The organism is Lysobacter sp. MMG2, assembly GCF_016735495.2.
Classification (GTDB): Bacteria; Pseudomonadota; Gammaproteobacteria; order Xanthomonadales; family Xanthomonadaceae; genus Lysobacter_J.
Genome location: NZ_JAERQY020000003.1, coordinates 461,513 through 487,952 on the forward strand (window position 1 = coordinate 461,513; position 26,440 = coordinate 487,952).

23 protein-coding genes are annotated in these 26,440 nt (G+C 69.2%); 9 read left to right on the top strand and 14 right to left on the bottom strand.

The genetic code is table 11. The annotated features are described in order from the left end of the window. Nucleotides 1–20 precede the first annotated feature (20 nt). From JI752_RS14060 to JI752_RS14075, 4 genes are all read left to right on the top strand, one after another. Nucleotides 21–590, top strand: a complete 570-nt coding sequence (locus JI752_RS14060) for a hypothetical protein (RefSeq protein WP_254200786.1) — start codon at nucleotides 21–23, stop codon at nucleotides 588–590. Between the two features lie 525 nt (nucleotides 591–1,115). Continuing rightward, complete coding sequence (mnmG, locus tag JI752_RS14065) at nucleotides 1,116–3,005, top strand: tRNA uridine-5-carboxymethylaminomethyl(34) synthesis enzyme MnmG (RefSeq protein WP_216965112.1); 1,890 nt, start codon at nucleotides 1,116–1,118, stop codon at nucleotides 3,003–3,005. A gap of 168 nt (nucleotides 3,006–3,173) precedes the next feature. Beyond that, on the top strand, nucleotides 3,174–4,496 hold the full coding sequence (locus JI752_RS14070) for a sialidase family protein (protein ID WP_216965114.1): 1,323 nt from the start codon (nucleotides 3,174–3,176) through the stop codon (nucleotides 4,494–4,496). Next, complete coding sequence (locus JI752_RS14075) at nucleotides 4,493–4,918, top strand: aldehyde-activating protein (RefSeq protein WP_216965116.1); 426 nt, start codon at nucleotides 4,493–4,495, stop codon at nucleotides 4,916–4,918. Before JI752_RS14070 ends, JI752_RS14075 begins: the two co-directional genes overlap by 4 nt. Nucleotides 4,919–4,939: 21 nt before the next feature. Here JI752_RS14075 and JI752_RS14080 read toward each other — a convergent pair whose 3' ends face one another. The 5 genes from JI752_RS14080 to glyQ all read right to left on the bottom strand — a co-directional run bounded on the left by JI752_RS14080 (nucleotide 4,940) and on the right by glyQ (nucleotide 14,553). Further along, on the bottom strand, nucleotides 4,940–5,440 hold the full coding sequence (locus JI752_RS14080; RefSeq protein WP_216965118.1) for a GNAT family N-acetyltransferase: 501 nt from the start codon (nucleotides 5,438–5,440) through the stop codon (nucleotides 4,940–4,942). A gap of 56 nt (nucleotides 5,441–5,496) precedes the next feature. Next, nucleotides 5,497–9,357, bottom strand: a complete 3,861-nt coding sequence (locus tag JI752_RS14085) for a translocation/assembly module TamB domain-containing protein (RefSeq protein ID WP_345777362.1) — start codon at nucleotides 9,355–9,357, stop codon at nucleotides 5,497–5,499. Between the two features lie 97 nt (nucleotides 9,358–9,454). Continuing rightward, nucleotides 9,455–11,338, bottom strand: coding sequence for an autotransporter assembly complex family protein (locus JI752_RS14090; protein WP_216965123.1), 1,884 nt, complete (start codon nucleotides 11,336–11,338; stop codon nucleotides 9,455–9,457). Nucleotides 11,339–11,414: 76 nt separating this feature from the next. Continuing rightward, nucleotides 11,415–13,490: a glycine--tRNA ligase subunit beta gene (gene glyS / locus JI752_RS14095; RefSeq protein ID WP_216965125.1), complete on the bottom strand. Its 2,076-nt coding sequence runs from the start codon at nucleotides 13,488–13,490 to the stop codon at nucleotides 11,415–11,417. A gap of 154 nt (nucleotides 13,491–13,644) precedes the next feature. Next, nucleotides 13,645–14,553, bottom strand: coding sequence for a glycine--tRNA ligase subunit alpha (glyQ, locus tag JI752_RS14100; RefSeq protein ID WP_216965127.1), 909 nt, complete (start codon nucleotides 14,551–14,553; stop codon nucleotides 13,645–13,647). A gap of 126 nt (nucleotides 14,554–14,679) precedes the next feature. Between glyQ and JI752_RS14105 the strand changes: the two genes are divergently transcribed. Continuing rightward, nucleotides 14,680–15,456: a glutamine amidotransferase gene (locus JI752_RS14105; RefSeq protein ID WP_216965129.1), complete on the top strand. Its 777-nt coding sequence runs from the start codon at nucleotides 14,680–14,682 to the stop codon at nucleotides 15,454–15,456. A 73-nt stretch (nucleotides 15,457–15,529) separates the two neighbouring features. Further along, nucleotides 15,530–16,468, top strand: coding sequence for a hypothetical protein (locus tag JI752_RS14110; protein WP_216965131.1), 939 nt, complete (start codon nucleotides 15,530–15,532; stop codon nucleotides 16,466–16,468). Nucleotides 16,469–16,474: 6 nt separating this feature from the next. Here the strand turns inward: JI752_RS14110 and JI752_RS14115 are convergent, their stop codons facing one another. The 5 genes from JI752_RS14115 to JI752_RS14135 form a co-directional block, all read right to left on the bottom strand. After that, complete coding sequence (locus tag JI752_RS14115) at nucleotides 16,475–17,158, bottom strand: RDD family protein (RefSeq protein WP_216965133.1); 684 nt, start codon at nucleotides 17,156–17,158, stop codon at nucleotides 16,475–16,477. After that, nucleotides 17,155–17,934, bottom strand: a complete 780-nt coding sequence (tatC, locus tag JI752_RS14120) for a twin-arginine translocase subunit TatC (protein ID WP_216965135.1) — start codon at nucleotides 17,932–17,934, stop codon at nucleotides 17,155–17,157. Before tatC ends, JI752_RS14115 begins: the two co-directional genes overlap by 4 nt. Then, nucleotides 17,931–18,452: a Sec-independent protein translocase protein TatB gene (gene tatB, locus JI752_RS14125; RefSeq protein ID WP_216965137.1), complete on the bottom strand. Its 522-nt coding sequence runs from the start codon at nucleotides 18,450–18,452 to the stop codon at nucleotides 17,931–17,933. Before tatB ends, tatC begins: the two co-directional genes overlap by 4 nt. A 30-nt stretch (nucleotides 18,453–18,482) precedes the next feature. Then, nucleotides 18,483–18,716, bottom strand: a complete 234-nt coding sequence (tatA, locus tag JI752_RS14130; protein WP_216965138.1) for a Sec-independent protein translocase subunit TatA — start codon at nucleotides 18,714–18,716, stop codon at nucleotides 18,483–18,485. A gap of 105 nt (nucleotides 18,717–18,821) precedes the next feature. Further along, the gene (locus tag JI752_RS14135) at nucleotides 18,822–19,703 is read right to left on the bottom strand and encodes a lipid-binding SYLF domain-containing protein (RefSeq protein ID WP_216965140.1); all 882 of its coding nucleotides are present in this window, start codon (nucleotides 19,701–19,703) and stop codon (nucleotides 18,822–18,824) included. 283 nt (nucleotides 19,704–19,986) lie between these two features. On the opposite strand from JI752_RS14135, the gene hemH reads away from it, so the two are divergent. Further along, nucleotides 19,987–21,009, top strand: coding sequence for a ferrochelatase (hemH, locus tag JI752_RS14140; RefSeq protein WP_216965142.1), 1,023 nt, complete (start codon nucleotides 19,987–19,989; stop codon nucleotides 21,007–21,009). Continuing rightward, on the top strand, nucleotides 21,009–21,908 hold the full coding sequence (locus JI752_RS14145; protein ID WP_216965407.1) for an alpha/beta hydrolase: 900 nt from the start codon (nucleotides 21,009–21,011) through the stop codon (nucleotides 21,906–21,908). The genes hemH and JI752_RS14145 overlap by 1 nt, the downstream gene beginning before the upstream one ends. Before the next feature lie 169 nt (nucleotides 21,909–22,077). Here the strand turns inward: JI752_RS14145 and JI752_RS14150 are convergent, their stop codons facing one another. From JI752_RS14150 to ttcA, 3 genes are all read right to left on the bottom strand, one after another. Further along, nucleotides 22,078–22,884: a SprT family zinc-dependent metalloprotease gene (locus JI752_RS14150; RefSeq protein WP_216965144.1), complete on the bottom strand. Its 807-nt coding sequence runs from the start codon at nucleotides 22,882–22,884 to the stop codon at nucleotides 22,078–22,080. Between the two features lie 146 nt (nucleotides 22,885–23,030). Continuing rightward, a complete protein-coding gene (locus JI752_RS14155) occupies nucleotides 23,031–23,936 on the bottom strand; it encodes a recombination-associated protein RdgC (protein WP_216965146.1) in 906 nt (301 codons plus the stop codon). 80 nt (nucleotides 23,937–24,016) lie between these two features. Further along, nucleotides 24,017–24,928 carry a tRNA 2-thiocytidine(32) synthetase TtcA gene (gene ttcA, locus JI752_RS14160; protein ID WP_216965148.1) on the bottom strand — a complete coding sequence of 304 codons (912 nt, stop codon included), beginning with the start codon at nucleotides 24,926–24,928 and terminating at the stop codon, nucleotides 24,017–24,019. 65 nt (nucleotides 24,929–24,993) lie between these two features. Here ttcA and JI752_RS14165 point away from each other — a divergent pair, with 65 nt between their 5' ends. Continuing rightward, nucleotides 24,994–25,203 (top strand): YdcH family protein, encoded by a 210-nt coding sequence (locus tag JI752_RS14165; RefSeq protein ID WP_216965150.1) that lies wholly within the window; start codon nucleotides 24,994–24,996, stop codon nucleotides 25,201–25,203. Between the two features lie 21 nt (nucleotides 25,204–25,224). Here JI752_RS14165 and JI752_RS14170 read toward each other — a convergent pair whose 3' ends face one another. Beyond that, nucleotides 25,225–26,421: a hypothetical protein gene (locus tag JI752_RS14170; RefSeq protein ID WP_216965152.1), complete on the bottom strand. Its 1,197-nt coding sequence runs from the start codon at nucleotides 26,419–26,421 to the stop codon at nucleotides 25,225–25,227. Nucleotides 26,422–26,440 lie beyond the last annotated feature (19 nt).

Consider the following 26,440-nt stretch of genomic DNA (forward strand, 5'->3'; position numbering starts at 1 on the left):
ATACCCTGGGGGGTCCGACCATGATCCGCAAACTGCTTCTGCCCGCACTGGCCACCACATTGCTGGCCGGCTGCGTCACCGGCTACACCTACCGTCCGGTCGGCGCCGGCGGCGACTACTACTACGGCCGACCGAGTGTCGAATACCGCTATTACGGCGGCTACAGCTACGGCTATCCGGGCTACAGCTATCCGTACTACGGCTACGGCGGCGGCTACTGGGGCAACCCGTACCGCTACGGCTATTACGGCTATCCGTACTACGCCTATCCGCGCTATCCCGTGTACCGCTACCCGTATCGCTACGACCGCCACCCCGGCCAGCGCTGGGATGGCCATGGTCACGATCAGGGCCATCGCGGGGACGGCCGCGGCAATGGCCAGCGTTGGGACGGGCGCGGCAATGGCCAGCGCTGGTCCGGTCCCAATCCGGGCGTCGGCCAGCAAGGGCCGATGCCGGGCAACAACGGACCACGTCCGGCGCAGCCGCCGCGCATGAGCCAGCCGCCGCGCGCATCGGCGGAGCCGGCTTCGCGCATGCCGCCGCCGCGCGTCAAGAATTCCCGCGGCGTCCAGGAACACGAGCGGTAAGCGGGTTTGCGGGCTCTCGGGCGCAGTCACACTTTTCCCCTTGCGCTCGGGGGCGACTGACGGCAATCTGCGGTCATTGACCGATTGCGTCGCTTTTGGACGTAATTCGGAGAGCTGGCCCAAGCCGAACCGCTCTATGTCGGCGCCCGATGAGGAACCACGGATCCCCCCTGTTCCGTCCCCATCGGGCGTCGGCGCCCATCCAGGTCGGGCGTCACGGCCCACCGGAAACACGAAAGGCGCCGGAAACGGCGCCTTTCGCATTTCGCGGCCCAAAAGCCGCAAATAAAAAGGGGGCCGAACGTCCCCCGACATTCGGCCCCCGTGCTTCCCCCGCGAGCGCTTGACCAGCCCCTGTTCCAATTCCGGCCGGCGCTTAGCGCCTGCCCCGCTGGGTGCAGAGAATATGTCGCAGGAACCGTGCCAACTTTCACCTCCCATTCATTCTCGGCGGCAGCCGAGCCGGGGCTGACCTAGAATTCGCGCCCGGAGCGCCTTGTCTGGCGCGGCTTCCCGAACAGAACGATGAGCCAGAACTTCTACCAATACGACGTGATCGTGGTCGGCGGCGGCCATGCCGGCACCGAAGCCGCGCTTGCCTCGGCCCGAGCCGGCGCCCGCACGCTGCTGCTCACGCATTCGGTGGAAACCGTGGGCGCGATGAGCTGCAACCCGGCCATCGGCGGCATCGGCAAGGGCCATCTGGTGAAGGAAATCGACGCTCTGGGCGGCGTCATGGCGCGCGCCGCCGACGCGGCCGGCATCCAGTGGCGCCGGCTCAACGCGAGCAAGGGCCCGGCGGTGCGTGCCACGCGCTGCCAGGCCGATCGCGCGCTGTATCGCGCCTTCATCCGCCGCGCCGTGGAGAGCCAGCCGAACCTGACGCTGTTCCAGGCCGCGGTGGACGACATCGCTTTTGAAGGCGGAAAAGTGACCGCCGTGGTCACCCAGACCGGCCTGCGTTTCGAGGCGCCCGCCGTTGTGCTCACCGCTGGCACCTTCCTCGCCGGCAAGGTTCATGTCGGCCAGACCACCTACGCCGCCGGCCGTGCCGGCGACCCGCCCGCGGTCGCGCTGGCGCACAAGTTGCGCGAAGGCCCGTTCGTGGTCGACCGCCTCAAGACCGGCACGCCGCCGCGCATCGACGGCCGCACGCTCGACTATTCGGTGATGGAGGAACAGCCCGGCGACGATCCGCGTCCGGTGATGTCCTTCATGGGCTCCACCGCCGACCACCCGCGCCAGGTCTCGTGCTGGATCACGCACACCTCCGAGCGCACGCACGAAATCATCCGCGGCGCGCTCGATCGCTCGCCGCTGTACACCGGCCAGATCGAAGGGATCGGCCCGCGCTACTGCCCGTCCATCGAGGACAAGGTGGTCCGCTTCGCCGAGAAGGCCAGCCACCAGATCTTCGTCGAACCCGAAGGGCTGGAGGTCGTGGAGATCTACCCCAACGGCATCTCCACCTCGCTGCCGTTCGACGTGCAGCTGGAGCTGGTGCGCTCGATCCGCGGCTTCGAGAACGCGCACATCACGCGCGCCGGTTATGCCATCGAGTACGACTTCTTCGATCCGCGCGGCCTGAAGACCACGCTGGAAACCAAGTCCGTCGCCGGCCTGTTCTTCGCCGGCCAGATCAACGGCACCACCGGTTACGAGGAAGCCGCCGCGCAGGGCCTGCTGGCCGGCGTCAACGCGGCGCGTTCCGTGCGCGGTTTGGAGGGTTGGAGCCCGCGCCGCGACGAGGCCTACCTGGGCGTGCTCGTCGACGACCTCACCACGCACGGCACCAGCGAGCCGTACCGCATGTTCACCTCGCGCGCCGAGTACCGCCTGCAGCTGCGCGAGGACAACGCCGATCTGCGCCTGACGCCGGTGGGCCGCGAGCTGGGCCTGGTCGACGACGCGCGCTGGTCGCGTTTCGACGCCAAGCGCGAAGCCGTCACGCGCGAGAACGACCGCCTCGGCGCGGTGTGGGCCGCGCCGAACAACGCGCTCGGTCGCGAGGCGATGGACGTGCTGGGCATCGAGATCAGCCGCGAGACCAATGCGCGCGACTTGCTCAAGCGTCCCGAGCTCGATTACGCAAAGCTGATGACCGTGCCGACGCTCGGCCCGGGCGTCGACGATGCCGAGGTGGCCGAGCAGGTGGAGATCGGCGTGAAGTACGCCGGCTACCTCGATCGCCAGCGCGAAGAGATCGCGCGACAGCAGCGCCACGAAACCACGCCGATCCCCGACGGCTTCGACTACGCCGCCGTGCGTGGCCTGTCGGCGGAAGTGCAGCAGAAGCTCGAACGCGTGCGCCCGCAGACGGTGGGCCAGGCGCAGCGCATCCCGGGCATGACGCCCGCGGCGATCTCGCTGCTGCTGGTGCACCTGACGCGGGCGCGGCGTACCCGGGTGGCGTGATCCGACGCGGACACGCCGCGAACACGGCGGTCCCATCTGGCGGCGCCCAGCTTCCCCGTCATCCCGTTTCACCGTCATCCCGGCGAAGGCCGGGACCCAGGCTGATGGCGCTTGCCCCACCCCAATCCCGCCATTCCAGCCAGCGCAGCGCGGGCGTACCCTTCGCGCATGAAAGCCCTCCGACTGCTGCTTCCGCTTTCGCTCCTGGCCTGCGTCGCGTGCGAGCGCAATGCGCCCACCGCGGCGACGCCGTCACCGGCGACCACGAGCGCCTCCGCCCCAACGACAATGCAGGCGAACGCCGAACCCTGGCCGCTCCCCATCGACGCCACGGCCGCCGCCGCACAGCCCGACCTGTTGCGCGCGCCCGACGGCAGCCTGCTGCTGTCGTGGGTCGAGCACGGCGAAGAAGGTTCGCCGAACCGCCACACCTTGAAGTTCGCCCGCTACGCCAACGGCGCATGGAGCGAGCCCCGCGAGATCGCCCACGGCGGCGACTGGTTCGTGAACTGGGCCGACACACCGCACATCGCGATGTCGCGCGACGGCGCGCTGTGGGCCCACTGGCTGCGCAAGAGCGCGGACGCGAAGTACGCCTACGACATCGTGCTCGCGCGTTCCGCCGACGGCGGCGCGACGTGGTCGAAGCCCATGCCCGTGAACACCGACGGCACGCCGACCGAACACGGGTTCGTCTCGATGTGGCCGGCGGGCAACGATCGACTGGGCCTGGCCTGGCTCGACGGCCGCAACACCGGCGGCGGCGGGCATTCCGCCCACGGCGGCCACGCGGCAGCCGGCGCGAAGCACGAGCCCGGCGCGATGACGTTGCGCACGGCCGTCTTCGACGCCGCGCTCGCGCGCAGCGACGAGCGCGAACTCGACGCGATGACGTGCGATTGCTGCCAGACCGACGCCGCGCTCACCGCCAGCGGTCCGCTGCTGGTGTATCGAGGCCGCACGCCCGACGAGATCCGCGACATCCTCACCGTGCGCGGCGATGGCGCGCAGTGGCAGGCCGCGCAGCGCATCCACGCCGACGAATGGAAAATGCCGGCGTGCCCGGTCAATGGCCCGGCCGTCGCGACGGACGGAACCAACGCGCTAGTCGCCTGGTACACAGGCGCCGGCAACACGCCGGCGGTGAAGCTTGCGCGCAGCGGCGATGCGGGCGCGACCTTCGCCGCGCCCCTCACGCTGCAACACGGCGAGGCGGTGCAGGGACGTGCCGATGTCGCGCTCGACGGCGCCGCCGCGTGGGCGCTGTGGATGGACGAGGTCGAAGGCGCGCAGACGCTCCGTTTCGCGCGCTATACGCCGGACCTCTCGCGCGAGCTGCAACGCGGCGACGTGGCGAAGTTGCAGGGTAAAGGACGCGGCACGGGACTGCCGAAGATCGCGCTCGTCGACGGCGCGGCCTACATCGTGTGGACCGACGTGATCGACGGACGCCCAGGCCTGCACGCCGCGCGCTACGCGGTGACGCCATGAACGCGCCGCTGCACGGCGGCTGCCATTGCGGCCGAATCGCGTTCGAGATGACGCTGTCCAAGCCCGCATCGGAGTTCACGCCTCGCGCCTGCGATTGCAGCTTCTGCCGCAAGCACGGCGCCGCCTGGCTGTCGGATGCGCACGGCACCTTGCGCGTGCGCCAGCGCGGTGAGGCGGTGGTGTACCGGCAGGGCTCCGCGCAGGCCGACTTCATCGCCTGCCCGCATTGCGCGGTGCTGGTGATGGTGATGTTCGAACACGAGGGGCTCACGCACGCGGCGGTCAACGTGCGTGCGGTGGACGACGCGGCATTCGCTCCGGAGCAGCCGGCCTCGCCGCAACGCCTTGCGCCCGACGCCAAGCGCGAACGCTGGACGCAGCTGTGGTTCCCGGACGTGCGTATCGCGATGGCGGACGACTAGTCGCCGCCTTCACCGACGGCGTCAGGCCTGCAACGCAAACAACTCCAGCTCTTCCTCGCCCATGCGCACGGTCTCCTTGAACCGCAGGCCGATGCGCTCCAGCACCTTCACCGACGCGGCGTTTCCGGGCGAGACGATCGCCAGCAGTTCCGGCATGCCCAGAACCTGCATCGCGTAATCGCGAACGGCGCCGCAGGTCTCCACCGCATAGCCCTTCGACCGATGGCGCGGCAACAGCGCGTAGCCGATGTCGGGCGAGGGCAGGGTGTCGCGACGCACGATGCCGGCCATGCCGATGAGCTCGTCCGTCCCGCGCAGCTCGATGAGCCACATCCCGTAGCCGTCGCGTGCGTAGTTCGCGCGCCAGCGGTCGATGTATTCGCCAGCGCTGTCCAGGTCGTGCACGCCGCGATCGCCGATGTTCGCCAGGAAGGCCGGGTCGGTCAGCAGCTCCAGGATGAAGGGCGCGTCGCGCGGCTCCATCTGGCGTAGCGAGAGTCGTTGCGTCTGAAGCACCTGCATGTCACCAGGATCCCTTGCGTTGGTTCCAGCGTGGAACGGGACGAACTAGAACGTGCTCACTTTTCCTTGCGCCAGTTGAGCGATGCCCGGTTCTCCACCGTGCTCGACTCGATCTGCACGTCGAAGCCCTTGCGCAGCAGGTATTTCAGCATCAACACCTGGCCGGTGCCGAGCAGCGAGACGCCATAGCCCACGTAGAGACGCGGCGAGATGTGCTTGCCGAAGCCGAGCACGCTGCCGCCGAGCGCGCGGCTGTCGCTCACGCCCGCATCGTCGAGGCCGAGCTTGGCGCCCAGCTGCGAAGCGATCAGGCTGCCGCCGGCCGACAGCGCGGCGCTGGCGGCATTCACCTGGCGGCTTTCGTCGCTGCTCGCGCTGGCGAGCGGGCGGCCGAGCGTGAGGTAGGCCAGCGCTTCGGATTGCGAGCTGGCCGGATCGGACCACACGTTCGCCGTCGGCGCACTCGCGCGACCGCGGATGTCGACGCCGGCGGTGACATCGCCGACCACGCGCTCGGCGCGGATGTTGAGGATCGGATCCGACACCGGACCGCCCGACCACGACAGCTCGCCGCGCGTGATCTCCAGCTTCTGTCCGTACGCCTTGTAGCGACCGCGCACCTGCAGCTGACCGCTGGCGGTCATTTCGCGACCGGGGTGCGAGCGCACGCGCATGCGGCCACCGAGTCCGCCTTCCAGGCCGAAGCCGTTGAGCTGCACGTCGTCGCCCAGCACGAGCGTCAGGTCGAGGTCGAGCGGCGATGCGGCACTGGCTTCCGGATCTTCCGGATCGAGCACGACCACATCGGGCGATGCCGACACGCCCTGATCCAGGCGCTCCAGATCGATGCGCGCCGACGGCACGGTGACGGTGCCCGTCACGGTGATCGGCTGTCCTGCGGCGTAGCGCACTTGCACGTCAGGGCTGGCGACGGCATGCAGGTCGCGCGTGTCCGACACGAGCACGTTCTGGCCCTTCGCGGTGAGCAGCAGCGGCGCGTCCGTGTTCTGCCAGTTGAGCGAACCGTCGACGTTGAGCCGGCCTTCGCCGGAGCGGATGTGGCCGGAGATGCGCGCGGTGCCGTCGGGCAGCGCGTCCAGGCGCACATCGCCGTCGTCCAGCAGGATCGCCAGCGACGGGATCTCGGTGCTGAACTGCGTCAGCCGCGCCTGGCCGCCCAGCTGCGGACGCGCGCGCGTCCCGCCGAGCGTGATGCGCGCGTCGAGGTTGCCCTTGGGCTCCATGATGTCGGGCGAGAACAGCTCCAGCCACACCAGCTCGGAGGTGTTCACCGACACCTGGCCGGACAGCGGCGCGTAGTCGTCCCAGCCCGTGGTGACGCGTGCGTCGATGCGGCCGCCGCTGTTGAAGGCGGTAGTGAGTTCGGCGTTGATGCGGCGCGGGTCGAACGTCGCTTCCAACGCGAGGTTCTCGTAACTGAGCACTTCGCGACGCGAGCGCTCACTGTTCTTCATGCCGCCGCCGGAGGAGCGCACGTTGAGGTTGCCGGCCCAGGCGTTGCCGGCCGGACGCAGTTGGCCGTCGAGCGAAATCTCGCCGCGGATCAGCCACGGCCGCTGGTCCTCGCGTTCGGGCAGGTAGGGCACGATGAGGGTGAGCGGCAGCGAGTCGCCGCGCACGGCCACGCCGCGTCGCGGCCAGTCGGCGTTCGCACACAGCGAACCGCCGCCGCTGGAGACGAAGCAGCTGTTGCTTAGCGAGCCGTTGCGACCGTCCCAGCTGAAGCGCGCCGCTTCGCGCAGGCGCCACGAGGCGCCGCGCACCGGCGTGAGCTGGAACGCCGACAGCGCACCCTGCCACGTATTGCCGCGTCGCACGACGTTGCCCGCAAGCGAGAGTTGACCGATGTCGCCGCGCGCTTCGCCCTGCACTTGCAATGCTTCCACCGAGCCGCGCGCATCCAGCGTCACCGAGGACAGCGGCAGGCCGACTTCCAGCCCGCTCGCGCGCACCGCAATGGCACCGTTACCGCGTTGCCACGGCAGGCGTCCCTTCGCGGTGAGCGTCTGCGCCTGGTAATCGCCGTAGCGCAATGCGCTGCCGGTGAGGTCGACGTCGATGTCCGGCGCATTGCGCGCGCCGCGCACGTGCAGCGTGCCGCGCAACGTGCCGGCGCCACCGGGCAGCAGGTCGGACAGCACGAGCGGCGCGAGGTTCGCGTCGATCTCCAGCGCATTGGCAACGCGGCCGTTGGCGTCGATGCGGCTGGCGCCGAGCGTGAGCGCGACGTCGCCCTCGTACGCGGTTTCGCCACCGGCGGTGCCGGCGCCGTGCATGGCGAAACGCCCCTGGCCGCGCAGCGGACGATCGCGCAGGCGGCCGCTGAGGTCGGTGGCGGTGGCGCTGATGTCGAGCCCGCCGTCGGCGCGCGTGCTGCCCTGCGTCTTGAGCTTGCCGTTGACCGAACCCTTGAAGTCGGCGGCGAAGTAGCCCGGGTCGAAACCGGCGAGCGTCGCATCGATGTCCCAGCCCAGCGACGGCGCCCATGCCACCGTGCCGGTGCCGTCGAGCGTGCCGCTGGGCATGCGCGCCTGCAGCGTCTTGAGCGTCATGCGCTCGTCGTTGCCGCGACCGTCGAACTTCACTACGGCCTGTTCGCCATCACGGCTCAGCGTGGCGTCGCCGATCGCCGCCCAGGACTTCAACGTGCCGGCGAATCCGAGGTCCGCATCGACGCCGATCGCGACCGCTTCGGTCTGTGCGGCCGGCGCGGGCGCGGTCACCTTGCGCAGCTTCTGCGCGCTGATGCTGGCGGGCGGGTTCCGCGAAGCCGCCGTCGGCGTGGCGGTGTTCGTGGTGGTCTCGCCGCCGAAGGTGAGGCCGCGTGCGTTCGCGGCGAAACGGAACTTCGCGTTCTCCGCGTCGGTGAAGTCCGCCGTACCGCGCAGCGTCGCGCTGCCGCCGAAGATGCGCAGCGCCAGCGGCTGCACGTCCAGCACCTGGTTCTCCAGGCGCACCTTGGACGGCAGCACGGTGGCGACCAGGTCACCCTGGCGGAATTCGCCGCGCAGGTCGGCCGAACCGCCCATGCCGTCGGCGCTGAAACTGAAGACCAGCGGGCGGTCCTCGTCGCTGGCTTCCGCGCCGGTGACCAGGCCGAGGTCGAGTCCTTCCGCATCCGCGTCGACCCGCCACTTCGGCTGCTCGCGTCCGTGCAGCACCAGGCTGGCGCGTAGCGGTTGCGGCGCATTGCCGGCGATGTAGACGTTCATGCGCGACAGATCGCCGCGCGCGACCAGCCCGAAGCGCGCCGGCGTGCGTCCGTCGGCGGCCGGGAGCAGGGCGCTCGCGGTGAGGTTCGTGAGGTAATCCTTGCGCGGCACGTAGTCGCCGTGCAGGTTGAAGCGGCCGCGATCGCTATCGACGTAGAGGTGCTCGACGTGCAGCTCGCCCTGGCGCGCATCGAGGCCGCCGCGCAGCGTGCGCACGTCGATCAGCTTCTCGCCCGCCTGCGTGAGCAGGAACCCGTCCACGCGCACGTCGTCGGCCTGCAATTCCAGCGGCGGCGCGATCTCCGGCAACACCTCGGGCCAGCGCGGCAATTCGAACGGCTCGTCGCTCTTGGGAATCTCCAGCTTCGCATTGCTGATCTGCAACGCGTCCAGGCGCAGGCGCCTGCGGATCAGCGGACGGATCGCCGGGTCCAGGTGCACGCGGTCGGCGGTGAACACGATGCGGTCGTAGGTGAAGCGCACGCCGTTCATCGTCAGCGGGCCGGACAGTGGGCCCTCGACGCTGCGCCACGACAGCGTGGCGTTCTCCGGCAGGCGCGACACGATCTGCGCCAGCAGCAGATCGCGACCGCCGATGCTGGTGAGCAGCCAGTACAGGAACACGCCGGCGATCAGCGCGATCGCCACCGAGAGGATGCCCGCGCGCACCGCCAGCCAGCGCATGCGCGCGAAACGGCGCTGGCGCAGCTCGGCGATCCGCTCCTCGTGCGGGTCGCGCGGTGTTTCGGCAGTGGGAGGAGTCGGCTGGCTCATGGGCGCCTCACCAGGTCGCACCGATGTTCAGGTAGATCTCGTAATCGGAGTCTGCATCGTTCAGGCCGTGCGCGATGTCGACGCGCACCGGGCCGACCGGCGACCGCCAGCGCGCGCCCACGCCGATGCCCGTGTGGACGTCGAAGTTCTGGTCGCGATCGTTGGGGTCGGACACGTCGCTGCCGAACTTGTTGAATGCATCGCCCGCGTCGACGAAGACGGCGGCGCCCCACGGCCCGTTGTTGAAATAGTGCTCGAACTCCGCCGAGCCCGTGAGCACGTACTTGCCGCCGATGGCGTACTTCTTTCCGTCCATGCCGATGGTGTTCGGCCCGACCTCGCGGAAGCCGTAACCGCGGATGCTGTTGTCGCCACCGGCGAAGAAGCGCAGGCTCGGCGGCATGTTGACCAGCGCGTTGGTGAACGTGCCGCCGGCTTCGGCGCGCAGGATGAGGCGGTTGCTCTCGCCGATGGCCTGGTAGAAATGCGCCTGCCCCCACGCCTGCGCGAAGTTCGCATCCGAACCCACGCCTTCCAGGCCGCCGCGCACTTCCACCGTCACGCCGATGCCGTGCAGCGGGAAGATGCGGTCGTCGGTGTCGATGTACTCGGCGCGCAGCGAAGGATAGAGAAACGTCGCGTAGCTGTAGGCGGTGGTGACGAGCTCGTCGCTTTCCTCCGCGTTCTCCGCCTCCTCGCTGCCCGGATCGGGGCCGTCTGCGCCGCCTTCGAAGGCCGCGTACGCCCAGCGCTCGCGCAGCGCATGCAACGAGGCGACCGCGTTGAGGCGGCGGCTCACCTGGCCGGTGCGGCTGGCGACGATCTCGACCTTGCGCGTGTCCATGTAGTCGGTCTGTTCGTCGTAGTACTGCGCGCTGAAGATGTACCAGCCATCCAGCCACGCGAACGCCGGAATGCGGTACTGCGCGGTCGCGGTCTTGCGCTTGGAGGCCCAGTCGATCTGGCCCAGCGCCTTGTGCCCGCGGTCGTTGACGTAACGACGCTCCATGCCCAAGCGCACACCGGGGCCGCTGTCGGTGCCGTAGCTCAGACCGGCGGTGTAGACGGTGCGTTTGGCGGGCGTCAGCGTGACGGTCACCGGCACTTCGTTGTCGACCGCGTCCTCGGGCCTGGGCTCGATCTCGATGCTGGAGAAGTAATCCAGCCGCGCCAGCGACTCGCGGAAGCGGTCGAGCTTGCCCTGGTGGTAGTAGCTGCCTTGTTCCCAGTAGATGAGCTTGTCGAGCAGGCTGTCGCGGATGATCGCGTGTGGCGTCTGCTCGATGTTGATCGGGCCCATGTCGTAACGACCGCCGCTGCTCCACACCAGGTCGATGTCGGCGGCACGCTGCGCGCGCGTGACTTCCACGCGGCGCGAACTGAAGTCGGCGTCGAAGTAACCGCGCTCGGCGAGGCGGCGGGTGATGCGGGTCTTGCTCGCCTCGTACAGCGCGTGATCGAACACGTCGCCCGTCTGCGGGCGGAACGCGGCGAGGTCCTGCTTGAGGTAACGGTCTTCGCTGCCTTCGCCGATGATCGCGATGTCGGAGCGGCGCACACGTACGGGCTCGTCGAGCGTGACGGTCACGCTGACGGTCACGCCGGTGTCGCCGTTGCCTTCGCGCTTTATCTCGATCTTGGGCGAATAGAAGCCGAAGGGCTCCAGCGCCTCGCGCGTTTCGTCCTCGGCCTCGCGGATCAGGTAGGCCAGGCGCCGGCCCGGCACGTCCTTTCCGATCGAATCCACCACCGACAACGCGCCGCGCACGTTCAGGGTCTGGGCATCGTTCAGGCCGTGGATGTCGACGGCCTTCACCGTCGCCGCGTGCGCCGCACCGGCTGTGGCGAGCAACAACGCGGTGACGGCTTGCAGGCGGAACGATGGGCGCATCGACGCAGGATACCCGGGCTTCATCCCGAAGCCAGTGAACGGAGCATGAGACGCGGGAGAGATTCTCCCGCGCCGGTTACATCGACAGGTATTCGATCGCGGCGACGCTGCCCAGTCGGTCCGACAGTCGCTTGAGCAGCGCGAGGCGGTTGTTGCGCACGGCCGCGTCGTCGACGTTCACCATCACGCCGTCGAAGAACGCATCGACCTGCGGACGCAGGCGTGCGAGACGCCCCAGCGCGGTCACGTAATCGCGCGCTTCCAGCAACGGATCGGTATCGGCGATGGCGCTGTCGACGGCGTCGCCGAGCTCGCGCTCGGCGGCCTCGGTGAACTTGCCCGCGTCCACGTTCGAGGGCACGTCGCCTTCGACCTTCTTGAGGATGTTGCGGATGCGCTTGTTCGCGGCGGCGAGCGCCTCGGCTTCGGGCAGCTTGGCGAACTCGGCGATGGCGTTGAGGCGGTGGTCGAAGTCGGGCAGCGAGTCGTGCACGACGTTCTCCACGGCATCGAACTGCACCGAGGCCACGCCGCGATCGGCGTAGTAACCGCGCAACCGGTCGTAGACGAACTGGGTGATGTCGAAGCTGCCGACCTCGGCGTGCTGCACCGGCTGCGCCGCGAGCGCGCGTTCGATCAGGTCGTGCAGCAGCAGGTCGTGGCCGCCTTCCAGCAGCGTACGCGCCAGGCCCAGCGCATTGCGACGCAGCGCGAAAGGATCCTTGTTGCCGGTCGGCTTCAGGCCCGCGGCGAAACCGCCGGCCAGCGTGTCCAGGCGTTCGGCGATCGCCAGCACCTGGCCGAGCTTCGACGGCGCGATGGCGTCGCCAGCGAAACGCGGCATGTAGCCTTCGTCGATGGCGTGGGCGATGTCGAGCGGTTCGTTCTCCACCGCCGCGTAGTAACGGCCGGCGATGCCCTGCAACTCGGGGAATTCGCCGACCAGGCGCGATTGCAGGTCGGCCTTCGACAGTTCCGCAGCGCGGCGCGCGGTGGCCGGATCGACACCGACCTGCGCCGCCACCGCTTCGGCCAGCGCGGCCACGCGCGCGACCTTGTCGGCGATGGTGCCGAGCTTGTCCTGGTACTTCACCGACTTCAGCCCGTCGTTCATCGACGCCAGGCCCTGCTTCATGTCCTCGACGAAGAAGAACTTCGCGTCGGCGAAGCGCGGGCGGATCACGCGCTCGTAGCCCTTGCGGACTTCGGCCTCGTCCTTGGACTCGATGTTGGCGATGCCGATGAAGTGCTCGCTCAACTTGCCGTCGGCATCGAGCACGGGGAAGAACTTCTGGTTCGCTTCCATCGTCGCGATCAGCGCTTCCTGCGGCACGGCCAGGAACTCGCGCTCGAAGCTGCATGCCACGGCCTTGGGCCATTCGGTGAGGCCGTTGACCTCTTCCAGGATGCCCGCGTCGATGCGCGCCTTACCGCCTGCGCTGCGTGCCGCGTCCGTCACTTCCAGCACGATGCGCTCGCGGCGTTCGTCCGGATCGACCAGCACCTTCGCACCGCGCAGCGATTCGACGTAGTCGGCGGGCGTGCTGAACCACACCGGCTTGTCGTGCATGAAGCGGTGGCCGCGGCTCATGCGATCGCTGCGCGCGCCGAACAGCTCGGCTGCCACGACATCCTTGCCCAGCAGCAGCACCAGCCAGTGCACAGGACGGGCGAAACCGTAGTCGTGATCGCCCCAGCGCATCGGCTTGGGAATCGGCATGGCGGCGACGGCTTCGCGCAGGATCTCCGGCAGCAGCGAAGCGGTGCTCGCGCCGGGCTTCACCGCGCGGTGGACGAAGCGCTCGCCCTTGTTGTCGGTGGTCTTCTCCAACTGCGTCCAGTCGATGCCGGCCTTCGCCGCGAAACCCTGCAGCGCCTTGGTCGGCTGGCCGTCGGCGTCGAGCGCGATGTTGAGGTAGGGGCCGAGCACTTCGGACTTCTGCTCCGGCTGCTCCAGCGCCACGCCCGGCAGGCGCACGGCGAGGCGGCGCGGCGTGTACAGCGGCTTGGCCTCAAAGCGGTCGAAGGCGATGCCGCGCTTGGCCAGGCCGTCGAGGACGCCGTCGAAGAACGCCTGCGCCAGCGCGGGCAGCGCCTTGACGGGGAGTTCTTCGGTGCCGAGTTCGATCAGGAGGGGGGACATCGTGGTCATCAAGGTTCTCGTCGTTCTCCCTCTCCCCTTGTGGGAGAGGAACTGGCGCGAAGCGCCAGGGAGAGGGGGTTGCCGCTGCAGGTGAGGAGCCAGCCCCCTCTCCCTCGCCGCTGCGCGGCGTGTCCCTCTCCCACAAGGGGAGAGGGGAAAAGCATCACGCGGCGGATGCCGCCTTCTTCAATACGGGAAACCCCATCTTCTCGCGCTGCGCGTAGTACGCCTCGGCCACGCCCTGGGCGATGCGGCGCACGCGCAGGATGTAGCGCTGGCGTTCGGTCACGCTGATCGCGCGGCGGGCGTCGAGCAGGTTGAAGCTGTGGCTGGCCTTGCAGACCTGGTCGTAGGCCGGCAGCGGCAGGCCGAGTTCGATCAGCTTCAGCGCTTCCTTCTCGCAGGCGTCGAAGCGGTGGAACAGCTCGGCGACATCGGCGTATTCGAAGTTGTAGGCGCTCTGCTCGACTTCGTTCTGGTGGTAGACGTCGCCATAGGTGACCGGCGTGCCATCGGGGCCGTACGTCCAGATCAGGTCGTACACGTTGTCGACGTTCTGCAGGTACATGCATAGGCGTTCGAGACCGTAGGTGATCTCGCCCAGCACCGGCCTGCATTCCAGGCCGCCGGCCTGCTGGAAGTAGGTGAACTGCGTGACTTCCATGCCGTTGAGCCAGACCTCCCAGCCCAGGCCCCAGGCGCCGAGCGTCGGCGATTCCCAGTTGTCCTCGACCAGGCGCAGGTCGTGCACCAGCGGGTCCACGCCCAGCGCCTTGAGCGAGTCGAAGTACAGCTCGACGATGTTGTCGGGGCTGGGCTTCATCGCCACCTGGTACTGGTAGTAGCGCTGCAGGCGGTTGGGGTTCTCGCCGTAGCGGCCATCGGTGGGACGGCGGCAGGGCTGGACGTAGGCGGCGTTCCACGGCTCCGGGCCGAGCGCGCGCAGGAAGGTGGCCGGATGGAAGGTGCCGGCGCCGACCTCCAGGTCGAGCGGCTGGATCAGCGTGCAGCCCCGCTCCGCCCAGAAGGCGTTGAGGCGCTGGATCAGTTCCTGGAAGGTAGGTGCGGCCATGGGTCTCGGTGGGGGTCCCGCAAAGCGCGTTAGTATAGCCACGGGCCTTGATGCCGCTGGGTTTTCGCGCGTTTGCGCAGCCGGCGACTCTGTCCCGCATGACCTTCCCCGCAGGCCGTTGCCGGCATGGGAAGGCCGATCCGTCCGCAGCCTGCCGTCCTTGCCGTGAATCACCGTCATCCCCGGCCCTTCCTGATCCTCGAGACCGGCCAACCGGTCGCCTCGATGCGCCGCCACCGCGGCTTTCCGCACTGGATCCGCGTCGCCGCCGGCCTGGATGCCGACGAGGCGATCGTGGTGAACGTGGAAGCCGGCGATGACCTGCCGGCGCGCGAAGGCTTCGCCGGCGCGATCATCACCGGCTCGGCCGCGATGGTCACCGAGCGCCGCGACTGGAGCGAACGCAGCGCGCACTGGCTGCGCGAAGCGGCGCAGGCGGGCATGCCGCTGTTCGGCATCTGCTACGGCCATCAGCTCCTTGCGCATGCGCTGGGCGGCGAAGTCGGCCCGAACCCGACCGGCCGCGAGATGGGCACCATCGGCCTGGAACTGCACCCGCACGCCGACGAAGACCCGCTGTTCAAGGGCCTGCCGGCGCAGTTCGCCGCGCAGGCCACGCACCTGCAGACGGTGCTGCGCGCGCCGCAGGGCGCGACCGTGCTGGCGCGTTCGAGCCAGGACGACTGTCATGCCTTCCGCTGGGGCGAGCGCGCCTGGGGCGTGCAGTTCCATCCCGAATTCAGCGCCACGCACATGCGCGGCTACGTCCACGCGCGGCGCGAGGCGCTGCACGGGGAAGGCCGCTGCGCCAAGTCGCTCGCGCGCGAGGTGAGCGCCACGCCGCACGCGCGGGTGGTGCTGCGCCGCTTCGTCCGCCACGCGCGCGGCCTGCACGGGCACTGATCGCCTCGACACCCTCGCTTCCCGCGTGCGATACCCTCCCCGCACGCGTCATTCCCCCCTCAAAGCCCATTCCATGACCACTCACGCAACCGGCCCGCTCTCCGGCCTGTCCTGGCTCAAGCGCGGCATCAACCTGGGCCGCCACAACGCCCGCGCCGTGTTCGGTGCGGCCGCGATCATGATGTTCGTCGCGCTGCTGCCCAGCATCGTGCAGCTCACGGTGCTGTCGGTGCTCAAGCCCGACGCCAACGGCGCGATGGTCGTCGCGGCGATCTCCACCGTGCTGTCCATCGTGATCCTCTCGCCGGTGATCGGCGGCTACCTGCGCCTGATCGACGCCACCGAGCACGGCCGCCCCGCGGTCGCCGCCGATGTGTTCGCGCCGTTCCGCCAGGGCGGCGACGCCGGCCGGCTGATCGGCTTCGGCCTGCTGATGACGCTGTCCTACGTGGTGATCGCGATGGTGCTGATCGGCCTGTTCGGCGATGGCCTGTTCGACTGGTACGTGAAGGTGCTGAACCTGCAGCAGGCGGCCGGCGGCAAGGTCGATCCGGCGCAGATGCCCGACATGCCCGAAGGCACCGGCGGTCTGCTGGGGTTGGGCTCGATCCTGTTCCTGTTCCTGTCGGGCGTTTACGCGATCGGCTTCGGCCAGGTCGCGCTGGGCCGCCGGCCCATCGCCGGCGCGATGGCCGACGGCGTGGTCGGCACGGCCAAGAACCTGCTGCCGATCCTGCTGCTGGCGATCGTGGTGGTGCTGGCTTCGATCCCGATCGGCATGGTGCTGTTGCTGGTGCTGGGCGTGATCGCGCTGATCGGCAACCTGATCCACCCGGCGCTGACGATGGCGCTGGTGCTGCCGCTGTACCTGGCGATGATGGTGGCGCTGTACGTGGTGATGTTCGGCGTCATGTACTACCTGTGGCGCGACATCTGCGGCCAGGAAACGTCGCAGGACAGCGGTCCGGCCGCGCCGCCCGGTCCGTCCAACCAGCACACCGTCGAGCTGTAAGCCCGCTCAGCCCAGCGCGCGTTCGACCGCCGCCTGCGCCAATGCGGCCAGGCGGCCGAAGAGCAGCAGCGTGAGCAGCGCGGCGGCGATCGCCTGCACAAGAATCCAGCCGCGCACCCATGCCGGCAGCGGCTGCGCCGTCGAGCGCACCACGCGCGTGCTGCTGAGGCGGTCGTGCAGGGCCAGGTGCTCCGGCCCGATCGCCGCCATCGCATGACCGAGGTTGAGCGTCAGCCAGGACAGCAGCCCTGCGATCTGACGCCCCACCGTGCGCACGAATCCCGGCCGCGTCCCGTCACGCGCAACCACGCGCAACCCGAGCGCCCGCTTGCCCGGGCTGCCCTGCCAGCGCGAACGCTCGCCGACGACGTGCAGCACCAGCATCAGGGCGGTGAAGGCGAGCACGGGCACGCACAGCGTGCGCAGCAGCGCCGCTTCCAGCGCGGCGATGCCCTGGCGCAGCGTGTCGTTGCCGAGTGCGGCGGCGAGATCGAGCGGCGATCCGCCCGCCTCGATCTGCTGGCCGAGCATGCCGTAGAAGCGATCCAGCATGTCGACGAAGCGCTGCTCCAGCGCCTGCGCATCGCGCGTCAATCGACCCCACAGGAACGGTGCGAGCACCGCGGCCACCAGCGCCGCATCCAGCGACCAGGCCGCGTAGCGCGGCCAGAAGCGGGCCGGGGCACTCACGCGCCGGGCGTCTGTCCGGCTTCGGGGCGCGGCTTGAGCCAGCGCGAGGCGACGATGCCCAGCTCGTAGAGGATGCACATCGGGATCGCCAGCATCAGCTGCGAGACCACGTCCGGCGGCGTGATCACCGCCGCGATCACGAACACGCCCACGATCGCGTAGCCGCGCGATTCGCGCAGCTGCTCCGGCGTGACCCAGCCCAGCAGCACCAGGATCACCAGCGCCACCGGCAGCTCGAAGCTCGCGCCGAAGGCCAGGAAGATCACCAGCACGAAGTCCAGGTACTTGCCGATGTCGGGCGTCATCGCCACCACGTCCGGCGTGAACCGGGCGAGGAAGCCGAACACCGACGGCAGCACCAGGAAGAAGGCGAACGCGCAGCCGATGTAGAACAACGCCACCGCCGAGACCAGCAACGGCATCGCCAGGCGCTTCTCGCGGTGGTACAGGCCCGGCGCGACGAAGGCCCAGGCCTGGTAGAGCAGCCACGGCATCGCGATCAGCAGCGCGGCGAAGAACGCCAGCTTCACCGGCACGAAGAAGCCGCCGGCCGGATCCACCGCGACCAGCTGGCCGTTGTCCGGCAGCGACGCCAGCAGCGGCTGGGCGAGGATGGCGTAGATGTCGGCCGCGAACGGCAGCAGAGCCACGAACACGATCATCAGCCCGGCCACCGCACGCAGCAGGCGCGCGCGCAGTTCGATCAGGTGGTCGATCAGGCGCGTTTCACTGCCGCCGTCGGTGTCGGAGTGGGCGGGTTCGGAGTCGTGGCTCATCGGCGCTGCGCCCCGTCATCGGCGGCGGACGGGGCGGGGCGGACCGGCACGGGCTCGGAGTCGGTTTCCACCGGAAGCGGTCGGATTTCGTGCAACGCCGTGTCGACCGGAGCCGGTTCGGGCGGCTGCAGCGCCGGATCGGTGGCGGAGGCCAGCGGGCGTTCCTCGATTTCGACGGGCTCGGCCGGTGCGGTATCGCGCACGTCGCGATCGAGTGCGTCCAGCTCGCGCTGCAGGTCTTCCTGCTCGCGCTTGATGCGATTGCGCGCCTCGTCGATGCCGGCGTTGAGTTCCTGCTGGGCCTCGCGCAGCGAGTCCTGCGTCTCGCGCAGGCTGCGCTTGAGTTCCTCGGCCGCCAGCTCGTTCTCCAGCTCGGACTTCACCGAATACCACTGCGCGCGCGCGCGCCGCACCCACAGGCCGGCGAAGCGCGCGGCCTTGGGCAGGCGCTCGGGGCCCAGCACGAGCAGGGCCACGATCGCGATGACGAAGATCTCGGAAAACCCGATGTCGAACATGGCCGAGGACGCAGTGGACGCCGCACCGCGTCAGCGCGGGGTGCGGTCGTCCTGCTTGCTGGTTTCGCTGGACTTGGTCTCGTCGCGACGCTCATCGCGCAGCTGCGCCGAGGGCTTGTCCTCGTCCTCGTCGCGCATGCCCTTCTTGAAGCCCTTCACGGCCTCGCCGAGGTCCTTGCCGACGTTGCCCAGGCGCTTGGTGCCGAACACCAGCACCACGATCACCAGCACGATCAGCCAGTGCCAAAGACTCAAACCGCCCATGAGGAATGTCCGCCAGAAATGGATGTTCAGGATACCGCAGCGCCATGGCAGGCGCTGTCATGGTCGTGCATGCGCAGCGTCAGGAGCGTGACGGGCGCACGCCCATTACGGCAGCGGCTCGGCCTGAACCGGGCTTTCCACGGTCTCGAACGCCGAAGGCTGTTTCGTCGCGGGCTGCGCCGGGGCCATCGGGGTCGTGGAGGCGGCACCGGAAGGTGCGCGGTTTTCGGTGGTCTTGGGGGCCGGGCGCGGCGCGGAGGTGCGGGCGCGTTCATCGGCGTCCGCGTTGGTGCGCGCGGTGCGGGCGATGTTGCTGGCCTCTTCCAGGCGGTCGCGGAAATCGACGACGGCCGTGGACGGCTGCCCATTGGCGCGGCCTTCGAAGATCATGCGCGGCGTGGTGTCCTGGCCGTAGACCGACTCATTGGCGGTATCGTCGATCGACAGCACGGCGCCATCCAGCGCGATGCCGGCGAACAGGCCGCGCGCGCGCGACCACGACCAGATCTCGGCCTTGAGCTGGCCGTCGGTCGCGGTGCTGGCATTGCGGCCCACGGGACCTGCGGCCACGCCGGCGTCCGCGCCGAGGGTCACCTTGCCGTTGACGATGGAATCCAGCCCGCGGTCGCTGCGGAACACCAGCACGATGTCGGCCGACTGCACGCCGGCCTGGAAGCCGATGCTCCCGCCGGTGAGTTTCACGAAGCTCGGGTTCGACCAGGTGCCGTCGGGGTTCTTCACCGAGAGCAGGCCGTGGCCGCGACGACCGCCAAGCACCAGGCCGATCTTCAGCGCATCGGGCACAACCACGATCCCGCGCGCTTCGTCGAGCAGCTTGTCGGGAATGCCGGACTCCGGAATCTGCTGGATGTCGGTCAGCACCCGCACGGCCTGACGCGCGCGCTCGTCTTCCTGTGGGCCGGCGACCGCGGCGGTGGCGACACTGAGGGCAAGCGACAGGACAAGCAGGCGCGGCAGGCGGGACATGGCGGACTCCAGTGAAGACTCGACGAGTGAAGCAGCGAGGGATGTTCGAGTGTTCGACCGCCGGCAAGGCAGTCGGTTCAGGCTAGTGATACAGCAATGAATCCTCACCGAACCGACGCGCACGTCAAGCGCCGGAAGTGCGTTCTGCTCGCCTATGCTGATCAGCCCGGCGTGCCGATCGTGTCGATTCGCGCCGCGGTGGCGGTGTGACGAAGGCCGTTCGCCGCACGATCCCGCGCAGGATGTGATGCGCGCAGGCGAGCGCTGCTGTCATCCTATGCGCATGCCCGCCCACGCCAGCAGCGACGCCGCACCCGACGGCGTCATCCCCGTTCCGTCCGGCCAGGCGCCGGACACCGCGCTCGTCCTGGTCAACCTCGGCACGCCCGACGCGCCGACGCCCGGGGCCGTGCGCCGGTATCTGGGCGAGTTCCTGAGCGATCGCCGCGTGGTCGGCCTGCCGCGCTGGCTGTGGCTGCCGCTGCTGCACCTGGCCGTGCTGCCGCTGCGCGCGAAGGTCGTGTCGGAGAAATACGCCAGCATCTGGATGCGCGGCGAAGACGGCGGCTCCCCGCTGGCGGTGTACACGCGGCGCCTGGCGTGGGCCGTGCAGAACGAATGGCCGCAGGTTCGCGTGATCGACGCCATGCGCTACGGCTCGCCCTCGCTGGCCGCGCGCCTGCGCCAGCTGCGCGAGGCCGGCGTGCGCCGCGCGCTGGTGCTGCCGCTGTATCCGCAGTACTCGACGACGACGACGGCCTCGGTGGGCGACGTGCTCGCGCGCGAGACGCAGCTGCCCACGCGCATGGTCCAGGATTATCACGTCGATGCGGGCTGGCTCGCCGCCATGGCCGACTCCATCGCCGCCCATCGCCAGCAGCACGGCGCCGGCGACCATCTCCTTTTCTCTTTCCACGGACTGCCGCAGCGGCTGGTCGATGCCGGCGATCCGTACGCACGCCAGTGCGAAGCGGGTGCGCGCGCGATCGCGCAGCGCCTGGGCCTCGCCGACGATGCGTGGACGCTGAGCTACCAGTCGCGCTTCGGCCGCGACCGATGGCTGGAGCCGAGCACCCAAGCCACGTTGCACGCGCTGGCCGCGCGCGGCGTGCGCCAGGTGGACGTGGTCGCGCCGGGCTTCGCCGTGGATTGCATCGAAACACTGGAAGAAGTGGCGATGATGCTGGCCGAAGACTTCGCCGCGCACGGCGGCACGCTGCGCTACATCCCCTGCCTCAACGACACGCGCCCGCACGCACAGGCGCTGGCCGACATCGCGCGCGCGGAACTGGAACGGTGGACCTGATGCGCGCGCGCGAATTGCAGGAGTTCGGCGTCGACACGCCGTTGGGCCGCATCCGTGGCCTGCGCGGCGTCCTTCGTCGCGACGGCGATGCGCGCGACGACCTGCCGCGGGTGATCGCGCTGCACGGCTGGCTCGACAACGCCGCCAGCTTCGTGCCCTTGGCGCAGCACCTGCACGGCATCGAACTCGTCGCGCCCGACCTTCCGGGCCACGGTGCCAGCGCGCATCTGGCGCCGGGCGCGGACTATTCCTTCGCCGGCGCGGTGAATTCGGTGCTCGACATCGCCGATGCGCTGGGCTGGGAGCGATTCAACCTGCTGGGCCATTCGATGGGTGCGGGCATCTCCAGCCTCGTCGCCGCGGCATGCCCGCAACGCGTGGAACGGCTGGTGGCGATCGAAGCACTCGGCGCGCTGGCCGAAGTGCCCGAGCGCACCGTCGTGCGCCTGCGCGATGCCATCGCCGCGACGCGCGCGCTGCGCGGCAAGTCGCTGCGCGTGTTTCCCGACCTCGCCATCGCCGCGCGCGCGCGCATGGCGGCCGGTGCGCAGGTTGGCAGTCGCCTGCAACTGGACGCGGCGCGCCTGCTGGTCGAGCGCGGCGTGGTTCCGGTGGAAGGCGGCTTCAGGTGGTCGAGCGACCCCCGCCTGACATTGCCGACGATGCAACGCATGACCGAGCCGCAGATCCGCGATCTCGTCGCCGGCATCGAATGCCCCACGCGCGTGATCTTCGCCGACCCCGCCCAGCCCTACCTGCCCGAACCGCTGCGCCGCGAACGCGCCGGCCTGCTTCCGCGCGGCGAACTCGTCGTCATCGAGGGCGGCCACCACCTGCACATGGAGCAGCCGGAGCGGGTGGCGGAGGTAATCGGGGATTTCTTCGTCACTGCGATCTGAAGCCCCTCTCCCGACGGGAGGGGGGTTGGGGTGAGGGGCGGCGGAGTGATGGCGCTCCCGCTGGAATGACAGGACGCGTTGGAACGTTGGACAACGTGGCGGCCTGGGTCCCGGCCTTCGCCGGGATGACGGGAACCTCCGCGTGGCGCGAGGTCCCGCCTGATGAAACCTACGCCGCTTTCCCGCACAACGCCCGCAGCGTCGCCTTCAATCGCCGGCCTTCGGAATGGAAGTAATCGCGTTCCTCGCGCCACAGCGGGCAACGCGCTTCGACCTCGCGCCAGAACGAACGCGAATGGTCGGCGTGGATCAGATGGCAAAGCTCGTGTACGAGCACGTATTCGAACGCGCTCGGCCGGGCCAGCACCAGCGACAGGTCCAGCGCCATCGAGCCGTCGGGCGCGAGCGAGCCCCACTGCGACGACATGATCTTGAACGTCACGCGTCGCGGCGCGCGCGGCAGCGACGGCAGGTAGCGCGGCATCCAACGGCCGACGTCGGCGCGGGCCTGCGCTTCGTAGAAGTCGCGAACGGCACGGCGCAGCGCGGTGTCGCCGGCGCGCGCGGGGTGCGTGAAGACGAGTGCGTCGTCGCCGTCGCCGGCGCGATCCAGTCGTGTGAAGCGCCCCGCCTGCCAGTGCACGTCGTGCAGCGCGCCGCGCAAGGGAAGCTGCGTCGTGATGCCCGGTTCCAGCGACGGAACATCGTCGAGGGTGAAGCGCTCCAGCTGCGCGGCGAGCCAGTCGACGTGCTGCGCGACGAAACGGTCGGCGGTGGCGAGGCTGGCGCGCATCGGCACCGTCAGGCGCGCGCCGCGCTCATCGACCGAGAGCTTCAAGCGCCGTGCGCGCGGATCGCGCACGCGTTGCAAAGGGACGCTGCGTCCATCCGGCAACTCCACTTCCAGCGTCTCGCGCTCGAGCGTGCGCGGCGCGGGGGCGAACAGGCGGGCGAGGGGGCGCAGCGGAGACGGCATGGGACGATCTTAGCGGCGCTGCATGACGATGTGCTGCATCGCCGACGCAGCTCGCATCAAAAGATCGACAGAGTGGATGCCGCTGCGCCGTCTCGCGCCGAACCCGTCTGCGAAGCGTGGCGCCGGGCGTCCCGGCGCCGGATGCATCAGGCGTCCGCCTTCGACAGCTTCAGCGCGCCTTCCAGCACCGTGAACAGGCGGCGGAACTCGCCGGCCATCAGGATGAAGCGCGCGTCGAGCTCGGCACGCAGGTCGTCGCGCTCGGTCGATTCCAGTTCGTCCACCGCGCCGTCGAGCAGCTTGAACTTGCGCACGATCAGATCCTCGCCGAGCACGAAGGAAACGTGATCGTCCAGATTCAGCGCCAGGCGCGTGACCTGCTTGCCCGATTCCAGGTGCTTGGCGATCTCGTCGCTCTGCAGCTCCATGCGCTGCACCTTCACCACGGCGCCCTGGTCGATGGGATCGCGCAGTTCGCACTCGTCACCCAGCGACAGGCCTTCCGGCAGCGGTTCGCCGGCGACCCATCCGGTCAGCACCGAACGCGGCGCGACTTCGGCATTGAGCGGCAGCGCGGGGAAGCTGCCCAGCGCGCGGCGGATCTCGCTGACGACGTTTTCGCCGGACTTGCGGCTGGAGGTATCCACCGCGACCACGCCCAGGCCCATGTCGATAAGCGCATCGGTGCGGCTGGGCTTCACGAACGCGCGCGGCAGCAGGTCGGTGATGAGTTCGTCCTTGATGCGCTTGCGCGTCTTGCCGCCGGGCTTGCGGCCTTCCTTCGCCTCGATTTCCGACAGCTTCTTGTTGAGCATGTCGTTGACGACCGAGCCCGGCAGGATCTTGTCTTCGCCGCCCACGGCGAGCCAGGTCGCGTCGCTGCGGTTGTGCAGCATCTCCTCGGAACCCCGTCCGAAGGGCGAGATGAAGCCGCGGCTGGACAGTTCCAGCGGGCCGACCGGCTTGAGCTGGCATTCGCCCAGGCCGCTTTCCAGATCGTCGAACTTGGTGGTGGTGGGGAAGCGGAACAGCGTCAGGTTGCGGAAGAACATTCAGGAGGCCGGGAATAGGGGAATGGAGAATCGGGAATCGGGAATCGAAACGGCGTGAGGCAGGGGCGGAGGCTTGGCTTCTACGATTCCCCATTCTCCATTGCCGATTCCCGCGGATCACCCGCCAGCCACGCATGCGCATCGGGCAGCGGCGCGTCGCCGTGGCGGCCGAGCGCGAGGAAGTCGAACAGCTTCGGATCGCTCAACTGCGAGGGGCGGATGTCGCCCAGCGCACGCGCGATGGTCTCGATGCGTCCGGGGGTCTCGCGTTCCCAGGCGTCCATCATCTTCTTCACCTGCTTGCGCTGCAGGTTTTCCTGCGAGCCGCACAGGTTGCAGGGGATGATCGGGAAGCCCTTGGCGTCGGCGTAGGCGCTGATGTCGTCCTCGCGCACATAGGCCAGCGGGCGGATGACGACGTGCTTGCCGTCGTCGCTGAGCAGTTTGGGCGGCATCCCCGAGAGCTTGGCGTGGAAGAACAGGTTGAGGAAGAACGTCGCCACCATGTCGTCGCGGTGGTGGCCGAGCGCGATCTTGGTGAAGCCGTTCTCCTGCGCGTAGGTGTAGAGCGCGCCGCGTCGCATGCGCGAGCACAGCGAACACATCGTCTTGCCTTCCGGCACCACGCGCGTGACGACGGAGTATGTGTCCTGTTCGATGACGTGGTACGCCACGCCGATCGATTCCAGGTACTGCGGCAGCACGTGCTCGGGGAAATCGGGCTGCTTCTGGTCCAGGTTCACCGCGACCAGTTCGAACTTCACCGGCGCCTTCTGCTGGAGCTGCAGGAGGATGTCCAGCATGGTGTAGCTGTCCTTGCCGCCGGACAGGCACACCATGACTTTGTCGCCGTCCTCGATCATGCCGAAGTCGGCGATGGCGCGGCCGACCTGGTGGCGCAGGCGCTTGGCGAGCTTGTGGTTCTCATGCACGCGGCGCTGCGGGGCGCGCAGGTGCGGCTGGGGTTCCAGCAATGGCAGGACGGTGCTCATGGACCGGCCATTCTACCGGCCGGGGCGCGGTGACGCTGGTGCCGGCGCCGCGTTAAGCTTCGACCATGATCGAAAGTGACGATCCCGCCTTGCTCGCACGCCAGCTGGCCGAATTGCGGCTCGAACACCGCGACCTGGATTCGGCCATCGACCGGCTCGTCCAGGCGCCGGAAGCGGATGAGCTCACGATCAAGCGCCTGAAGAAGCGCAGGCTCTGGCTCAAGGACTGCATCGCGCGGCTGGAAAGCGCGCTGATTCCCGACGAGCCGGCCTGAGGGCCGGCCCGTCGTCGAACGTCAGCGACTCGCGCCGGCTTCGCCCGCGCCGCCGTCCTCTTTCTCCTCCGACTCCGGCAGCCAGGAGTAACGGAACGCGAGGTTCACGTTGTCGCCGGCACGCGTGAGGCGGTACACGCCGATCGGCTCGGCCTGCACGCGACGCTCGCCCGTGGCGGGCGCGACCTGAGGGTTCTTCGGCATCTCCGTCACGCGCGCCGGCAGTTCGCCGCGGAACAGGTTGCCCAGCAGTCCGCGCATTTCGGTGGCGTTGGAGGCGATGGCGGTGTGCAGTCGCGCGCAGCCTTCGGCCGTCCAGATCCTGCTGCGCTGCACGGCCTCGTCGATCGGCGTCCAGGCCGGTGCCGCCGCCGCACGCAGCTTGCGCTTGTGCTCCTGCACCAGCGGCGCGACCTTGCCGCGGGCGACGCGGTCGCCGCCGTTGGCCTTCACGATCAACTCGTTCACGTTCAGCGCTTCGTAGCGCGCGTTCTCCTCGGCGATGGCGGCGTCGATGTCCGCCTGCGTCTTGGGGGCGATCTCCACTCGGTCCGACACGACGACGAGGTCGTCGGTCCAGGCCGGGTTCTTGCGCCAGTTCTTCGGTGATCCGGGCAACTGCTCGGCGTAGGCCGACGCGCTGACGCTGGTCACGATCGCCGAGAAATCCGAGCTCATGCTGTAGCTCGTACTGAGCACGTAGCGCGGCTGTTCCTTGTCCACGATCTTGTCCATCGACTGCTTCGGCGCCAGCGTGTGCGCCGTGATCGTGGTGGCCTTGCCCCAAGCGGTGTCGCGCACCGCATCGGCCACCGTCGTGCTCAACGCCGCGCCCTGGTCGAGGTTGCACCCGCCGCCGCGAAGGATCGCGTCCGCCGGTTCGATCTGGTTCTTCGCCGCGGCCTGCATCGAGGCGTTGATCAGGACGCCGGCGATCAGCCCACCGGCCACGCCTGCGGCTGCGGCCTGTCCGGCGCTCATGCCGGGCGGCACGTTGTAGAACATCGGGTTGTACAGCGTCGGATCGCCGGACACGCTGTAGTACTGGTACGGGACCTGGCTCTTCAGCGTTGTGTTGAGCAGCACCACGTGCACGGGCGTAGCCGCCAGCACGGCCGACTGCGCCGGATCGTGGCCGACCGGATCGGCCGCGAACACCGGCATGGAAAGCGCGCACAGAATCACCGCCGCCATCGGGCGGCGCTTGCATTGCATCATCGATGGTTCCCCTGGTTGG

What these genes read in the sequence shown, in the direction of transcription:
- JI752_RS14150 (WP_216965144.1), bottom strand. Translation starts at nt 22,884, where the DNA reads ATGCCGTCTCCGCTGCGCCCCCTCGCCCGCCTGTTCGCCCCCGCGCCG.
- tatB (WP_216965137.1), bottom strand. Translation starts at nt 18,452, where the DNA reads ATGTTCGACATCGGGTTTTCCGAGATCTTCGTCATCGCGATCGTGGCC.
- JI752_RS14170 (WP_216965152.1), bottom strand. Translation starts at nt 26,421, where the DNA reads ATGATGCAATGCAAGCGCCGCCCGATGGCGGCGGTGATTCTGTGCGCG.
- tatC (WP_216965135.1), bottom strand. Translation starts at nt 17,934, where the DNA reads ATGAGCCACGACTCCGAACCCGCCCACTCCGACACCGACGGCGGCAGT.
- mnmG (WP_216965112.1), top strand. Translation starts at nt 1,116, where the DNA reads ATGAGCCAGAACTTCTACCAATACGACGTGATCGTGGTCGGCGGCGGC.
- JI752_RS14080 (WP_216965118.1), bottom strand. Translation starts at nt 5,440, where the DNA reads ATGCAGGTGCTTCAGACGCAACGACTCTCGCTACGCCAGATGGAGCCG.
- tatA (WP_216965138.1), bottom strand. Translation starts at nt 18,716, where the DNA reads ATGGGCGGTTTGAGTCTTTGGCACTGGCTGATCGTGCTGGTGATCGTG.
- JI752_RS14155 (WP_216965146.1), bottom strand. Translation starts at nt 23,936, where the DNA reads ATGTTCTTCCGCAACCTGACGCTGTTCCGCTTCCCCACCACCACCAAG.
- JI752_RS14165 (WP_216965150.1), top strand. Translation starts at nt 24,994, where the DNA reads ATGATCGAAAGTGACGATCCCGCCTTGCTCGCACGCCAGCTGGCCGAA.
- hemH (WP_216965142.1), top strand. Translation starts at nt 19,987, where the DNA reads ATGCCCGCCCACGCCAGCAGCGACGCCGCACCCGACGGCGTCATCCCC.
- ttcA (WP_216965148.1), bottom strand. Translation starts at nt 24,928, where the DNA reads ATGAGCACCGTCCTGCCATTGCTGGAACCCCAGCCGCACCTGCGCGCC.
- JI752_RS14145 (WP_216965407.1), top strand. Translation starts at nt 21,009, where the DNA reads ATGCGCGCGCGCGAATTGCAGGAGTTCGGCGTCGACACGCCGTTGGGC.
- JI752_RS14105 (WP_216965129.1), top strand. Translation starts at nt 14,680, where the DNA reads ATGGGAAGGCCGATCCGTCCGCAGCCTGCCGTCCTTGCCGTGAATCAC.
- glyS (WP_216965125.1), bottom strand. Translation starts at nt 13,490, where the DNA reads ATGACCACGATGTCCCCCCTCCTGATCGAACTCGGCACCGAAGAACTC.
- JI752_RS14090 (WP_216965123.1), bottom strand. Translation starts at nt 11,338, where the DNA reads ATGCGCCCATCGTTCCGCCTGCAAGCCGTCACCGCGTTGTTGCTCGCC.
- glyQ (WP_216965127.1), bottom strand. Translation starts at nt 14,553, where the DNA reads ATGGCCGCACCTACCTTCCAGGAACTGATCCAGCGCCTCAACGCCTTC.
- JI752_RS14135 (WP_216965140.1), bottom strand. Translation starts at nt 19,703, where the DNA reads ATGTCCCGCCTGCCGCGCCTGCTTGTCCTGTCGCTTGCCCTCAGTGTC.
- JI752_RS14085 (WP_345777362.1), bottom strand. Translation starts at nt 9,357, where the DNA reads ATGCGCTGGCTGGCGGTGCGCGCGGGCATCCTCTCGGTGGCGATCGCG.
- JI752_RS14070 (WP_216965114.1), top strand. Translation starts at nt 3,174, where the DNA reads ATGAAAGCCCTCCGACTGCTGCTTCCGCTTTCGCTCCTGGCCTGCGTC.
- JI752_RS14075 (WP_216965116.1), top strand. Translation starts at nt 4,493, where the DNA reads ATGAACGCGCCGCTGCACGGCGGCTGCCATTGCGGCCGAATCGCGTTC.
- JI752_RS14110 (WP_216965131.1), top strand. Translation starts at nt 15,530, where the DNA reads ATGACCACTCACGCAACCGGCCCGCTCTCCGGCCTGTCCTGGCTCAAG.
- JI752_RS14060 (WP_254200786.1), top strand. Translation starts at nt 21, where the DNA reads ATGATCCGCAAACTGCTTCTGCCCGCACTGGCCACCACATTGCTGGCC.